Source organism: Bacillus sp. JJ1474, assembly GCF_036965225.1.
Lineage (GTDB): Bacteria > Bacillota > Bacilli > Bacillales > Cytobacillaceae > Cytobacillus.
On record NZ_JBALPC010000010.1, the window covers coordinates 44,119 to 49,587 of the forward strand.

Genomic DNA, 5,469 nt, shown 5'->3' on the forward strand with positions numbered 1-5,469 from the left:
TTTTGTCGACCTCGAGGTTATAAGCCAATCTTGAAAGGTAGAGCTCACCTTTCCGGGAGGCTCGTCTTATGCTTGTCGGGGGTGGGCGAGGCGCTTTCGCTTTTCTAAGGAGTGAGTTTTACTATGAGTGTCCCATCTATGCCTATTAGTCTAATGTCAAATGTTTATCGTAGGATATTGCCAATAGCTCATAAGGAATTGGATTATTGGCGGAAGAGAGCGGAAGAGATTCCCGATCCAGAACTTAGAAAACAGGCATTAGCGAGCATAAAGCAAAAGACCTTTCATTGTGAAGGCGGCGCCATCATGGCGTTAATGGCAAAAGAAAAATATGAAAAAGCGATTAAATTTATAGTTGCTTATCAAACAATCAGTGATTATTTGGATAATTTATGTGACCGAAGTACATCCCTGGATCCAGAAGATTTTGAGGCTTTACATGAATCAATGATGGATTCTTTAGTGGTGGAGGCTGCACCGAAAAATTATTACCGATTTAGAGAAGAACAGGAAGATGGAAATTACTTAGCTGACCTTGCTGCAGCCTGTAGAGGAGTTTTATCTGAAATAGGTAATTATGAAGAAATCAGCGGTCATTTATTAGAATTGTGCCGGTATTATTGTGATTTGCAGATTCATAAGCATGTAAAAGTGGAGGAACGCGTGCCAAGGCTTCAAGGCTGGTTTGATGAATACAAGGAAAAAATACCAGAGATGGAGTGGTATGAGTTTTCAGCTTGCTCTGGATCGACATTAGGTATTTTCTGCCTTGTTTCTTATGCCATGAGGGATGATTTTAAGCTGGCCGACGCAGAAAAAATTCGGAACGGCTATTTTCCTTACATACAAGGTTTGCATATATTATTGGATTATTTTATTGATCAGGAAGAGGATCGTGCTGGCGGAGATTTAAACTTCTGTTTTTATTATGAAAGTGAAGAGAAGCTTTTTGACAGGCTGAAGCATTTTGTACAAGAAGCTGACAAGCATACAGAGCACCTGCCTCATAAACGATTTCATCAATTGATTAACCGTGGACTGCTAGGGATTTATTTATCAGATGAAAAGGTCCGAAAGCAGCGAAATGTAAAGAAACTAGCTCGAGGAATGATCAAAACCGGCGGGATGATCAGTTTTTTCTTTTATTTAAATGGACGTGCTTATCGGGCTATGCAAAAATGGATGCCAGCCGGTCTTATGAGGGCATTTTTAAAGTAAATTGAAGCCGAAATTTGAAAAAACCTGCTTAAATGCAGGTTTTTTCTCTTTGGAAGGGAAAAATCGGTCAGTTTTCGGTAAATCAATCGGCACTTTTTTTAGTATCCGCCAGTTACGCAGAAATATCCGCCACTTTTGTGATATATCCGCCAGTTATGCAGAAATATCCGCCACTTTTGTGATATATCCGCCAGTTACGCAGAAATATCCGCTACTTTTGTGATATATCCGTTAGATACTCAATTATTATCTTTTTTCAATCGCCACAATGAAAGGTGGATTGTTCTTCTGATTAATGAATTGATACTGAAGTACATGAGCCTTTTTTTGGTCTAGCTGTTTTACAAATTGAAGGAGTGCGTCACGTTCAATCGCACCTTCTTCGTGGCCATGGTAAACAACAAGGACAATAATCCCTTCAGGAGCCATAATTTCAAGAAGCTGCTCAATCGCTGAAATAGTTGTGTCTGGAACTGTAACAATCGATTTGTCGCCGCCTGGCAAATAGCCCAAATTAAAAATAGCACCTTTAATTTTACCGTGATTTTCTGCTGAGATACTGGACAATATATGTTCATGCCCATTATGAAATAAAGTAACACGGTCAGAAAGCTGCTGTTCTTCTATCCTTTTTTTTGTACTGAGAATTGCTTCTTCTTGTATGTCAAATCCGAATACATGACCGGAATCTTCAACTAATTTTGCCAAGAATAATGTATCATGCCCATTTCCTAATGTTGCATCGACTGCAATGTCACCAGAACCAAGGGCTTTTTCTAGCAGTTTCCTGGCAAAAGGCAAAACTCCATCTAGCTTCATGCTTGAACCTCCACACTGCTTGCTTTATAAAATTTTCCTTGCCAGCTGTTCCGTCTTTTAAGTTCGGCATCTATAGAGTTTAGAACCTCCCATTTATTGACACTCCACATCGGACCAATCATCAGCTCAATAGGACCATCCCCAGTAATTCGATGAATAATCATTTCAGGAGGCAGAATTTCAAGTTGATCACAGACTAAACTAACATATTGGTCAAATGATAAGAATTCAAGCATTCCTTTTTCATATTGCTTCACCATTGGTGTTCCTTTTAAAAGATGAAGAAGGTGGATTTTGATTCCTTGAACATCTAGCTTTGCGACCTCCCTAGCAGTTTCCATCATCATTTCCGGTGTTTCCAGTGGAAGCCCATTAATAATATGGGAACAAACACGAATTCCATGTTTTCGAAGCTTGTTGACACCGTCCACATAGCATTGATAATCATGAGCACGATTGATCAGCAATCCGGTTCTTTCATGTACAGTTTGCAAACCAAGCTCAACCCATAAATAAGTTCTTTGATTAAGCTCAGCCAAATATTCCACTACATCATCTGGAAGGCAGTCTGGCCTTGTAGCAATTGAAAGCCCTACAACATCTTCAAACTGTAAAACTTTTTCGTACATATTTCTTAACACTTCTACGGGTGCATGTGTATTCGTAAATGCCTGGAAGTAAGCCATATATTTGCCATCTTTCCACTTCTGATGCATTTTTTCTTTAATTTCTTTAAATTGTATCTCTATATCGTCAGATCGGTTTCCCGCAAAGTCACCAGAACCAGCCGCACTGCAAAATGTACAGCCTCCGTGCGCGACCGTGCCGTCACGATTCGGGCAGTCAAAGCCGCCATCAAGAGCAACCTTAAAAACCTTATGGCCAAATTGATTCCTTAAATGGTAATTCCATGTATGATAGCGTTTATTATCAGATGCAAAGGGAAAAGGATTAATCTGATTCATCATTGTAAACCTCCTTAAAGCACTATAAATAGAGAAAACCTATTTTTAAATGTAATGGCTATCAACGATTTTTGCCAGTAAAATTACGAAATAGGAAAAAGAAATATGAACAAACTAATGAATGAAGCATTTTGCTTCTGAAAAGACCGATTCATTTCAGGAGGGATATTATGGCTACTCGTGACTCCGTAGATAATCTAATACAGCAATGTGAGGATGCTATCCGTTTCGCTAATGACCAGCTTCAGGAAGGCAGAACTCAAGAGCATTACAATGATGCTGGTTTTACGGATGCTCTGTATTCTCTTGAGAATGCGTATAATGATCTGACCAAACTTGCTTTAAGTGCCAACGCCCAGCAGAGGGAACAGCTTCACCGCATGAGGCTGCAGCTTCAGCAGCTCCAAAATCAAATGATTATTCATCCCCATTAAGGAGTGATTTTCAAGGTGAAAAAACGGTCTAAACAAAGAAACCCTGAACAAAAGAACCGTAATGGCATAAATAATCAAGATCTAGAGATAGGTCAGGATTTCGACATCGTCAAGCAAGCAAAAAAGTTGTATGAAAAAAAGGGACAGCCAGTAAAATCAAAATTCCATCCTGAATAATCGAAACCCTCCAATTCTGGAGGGTTTTTTAGTTGTTCCACAGGGCTTCCGCTTTTCTAGGAATATTGTGTATTTTCTTTGTTTTGGCTGCTTAGATGATTCCCTATTGCAAGGACAGTAAAAAAGAAATAAAATTGCTTAGTGAACCGAACTAATTGTCGAGCAGACTTTTATATATTTTGGTCTATTTTAGGAGGGTTTTTTCATGCCACGTGCCTTATGGCTTTTAATAATTGGGATGGTGGTGAATGTTACAGGCTCTTCTTTTTTATGGCCTTTAAACACAATCTATATTCACGATCATTTAGGAAAATCATTATCAGTTGCGGGAATTGCTCTCATGTTAAACTCTGGAGCAAGTGTCATTGGCAATTTAACCGGGGGCATCCTTTTTGATAAAATTGGCGGCTATAAATCAATCCTGCTGGGAGCAGGAATATCCTTATTATCATTAATCGGGTTAACCTTTTGGCATGATTGGCCAATGTATGTTGTCTTTTTAACGATGGTTGGATTTGGGGCAGGAATTATTTTCCCATCAATGTATGCAATGGCTGGTTCAGTATGGAAGGAAGGCGGAAGAAAATCCTTTAATGCTCTATACGTAGCGCAGAACCTTGGTGTAGCAATCGGAGCGGCCCTTGGCGGATTTGTAGCTTCTTTTTCTTTTCAGCTCATCTTTATTGCTAATACGTTCATGTACTTGGCTTTTCTTTTCATTGCTGTTTTCGGATATAAAGGAATTCAAATTGAGTCAAGTATGCATACTTCTGTTCGAAAGAAAAAGTCTGTTGTTAAGGACCATTCAAAGCTATATGCCTTATTAATTTTATGTATTGGCTACAGCTTATGCTGGGTCGGATATGTTCAGTGGCAAACGACAATTGCCTCTTTTACACAGGAGCTTAATATCACCTTAAGACAATATAGTCTGCTTTGGACGATCAATGGAGCATTAATTGTTCTAGGGCAGCCAGTAATAAACTTGCTTGTGTCCCGAATCAAATCTCTGAAGACACAGATCAATATCGGCATTATTATTTTTATAGTCTCTTTTGGAGTTGTTTCCGTAGCCCATCAGTTTGCAGCTTTTCTTGCTGGAATGATTATATTAACAATTGGCGAAATGTTAGTATGGCCAGCAGTTCCTACGATCGCCAATGATCTGGCACCAAAAGGAAGAGAAGGATTCTACCAGGGAATTGTCAATAGTATGGCAACAGGAGGGCGTATGATTGGACCGCTCCTAGGGGGCATTCTTGTCGATATATACGGAATGTCAATGCTATTCTCAATCATTATAGTTTTACTCGTGATCTCTATTTTTACAACATTCATCTATGATAAAAAAATTAGAAAAACAAAGAGCGTTGCACACGCATCTTGAAGACCTGCACTAATGCTGCAGGTCTTTTAATTATGATTAGCCACTATTTCTCTGTTCCTCTACAAATACTACTTCCGAAAAATAGCTTTTTAATAATACCCATTTAGCAGGATACATATAAATAAATTCATTCACATCTTGATTCGAATAGATCACTAAATAATCCAATAGCATCTTTGCCTGATTTAAATCGTATAGAAGAGCATGAGGAAGGGTGTAATAATCATTTAGCTGGTTTGAATTCAGTTTTATTGCTTGGATCTGATTTGCCTTCAGAAATGAACTAATAATGCTTATACAGTGCGAGATCCCTTCTAAATCTTGATGCTGTCTTTCATTAATGAAGTAAATGCCTTTCATAGTTAACACTCCATTTTCTCTTTTCTCCCTTCTTTGACAAAAAATAGAGGAAAAATACTTATGTAATTAAATTATCTAACAATTGCGATAAAATAAGCGGGAATGTATA

7 protein-coding genes are annotated in these 5,469 nt (G+C 38.5%); 4 read left to right on the forward strand and 3 right to left on the reverse strand.

Annotation, left to right across the window (positions count from 1 at the left end):
- The first annotated feature begins 123 nt into the window (after positions 1-123).
- Complete coding sequence (locus V7164_RS02115) at positions 124-1,218, forward strand: tetraprenyl-beta-curcumene synthase family protein (RefSeq protein ID WP_335353315.1); 1,095 nt, start codon at positions 124-126, stop codon at positions 1,216-1,218.
- 246 nt (positions 1,219-1,464) lie between these two features.
- Here V7164_RS02115 and V7164_RS02120 read toward each other — a convergent pair whose 3' ends face one another.
- Together V7164_RS02120 and V7164_RS02125 are read right to left on the reverse strand one after the other, a co-directional pair.
- Entirely contained in the window at positions 1,465-2,037 is a 573-nt protein-coding gene (locus V7164_RS02120; protein ID WP_335344403.1) for a class I SAM-dependent methyltransferase, read from the reverse strand.
- Positions 2,034-3,002 carry a TIGR01212 family radical SAM protein gene (locus V7164_RS02125; protein WP_335353320.1) on the reverse strand — a complete coding sequence of 323 codons (969 nt, stop codon included), beginning with the start codon at positions 3,000-3,002 and terminating at the stop codon, positions 2,034-2,036. Before V7164_RS02125 ends, V7164_RS02120 begins: the two co-directional genes overlap by 4 nt.
- A gap of 170 nt (positions 3,003-3,172) precedes the next feature.
- Here V7164_RS02125 and V7164_RS02130 point away from each other — a divergent pair, with 170 nt between their 5' ends.
- The 3 genes from V7164_RS02130 (at position 3,173) to V7164_RS02140 (ending at position 5,000) form a co-directional block, all read left to right on the forward strand.
- Positions 3,173-3,436: a YtzC family protein gene (locus tag V7164_RS02130; RefSeq protein ID WP_335344404.1), complete on the forward strand. Its 264-nt coding sequence runs from the start codon at positions 3,173-3,175 to the stop codon at positions 3,434-3,436.
- A 15-nt stretch (positions 3,437-3,451) separates the two neighbouring features.
- On the forward strand, positions 3,452-3,613 hold the full coding sequence (locus V7164_RS02135; RefSeq protein ID WP_335344405.1) for a glycogen biosynthesis protein GlgD: 162 nt from the start codon (positions 3,452-3,454) through the stop codon (positions 3,611-3,613).
- 205 nt (positions 3,614-3,818) lie between these two features.
- A complete protein-coding gene (locus V7164_RS02140) occupies positions 3,819-5,000 on the forward strand; it encodes an MDR family MFS transporter (protein ID WP_335344406.1) in 1,182 nt (393 codons plus the stop codon).
- A 36-nt stretch (positions 5,001-5,036) separates the two neighbouring features.
- Here V7164_RS02140 and V7164_RS02145 read toward each other — a convergent pair whose 3' ends face one another.
- Complete coding sequence (locus V7164_RS02145; RefSeq protein WP_335344407.1) at positions 5,037-5,360, reverse strand: hypothetical protein; 324 nt, start codon at positions 5,358-5,360, stop codon at positions 5,037-5,039.
- Between the last annotated feature and the right edge of the window lie 109 nt (positions 5,361-5,469).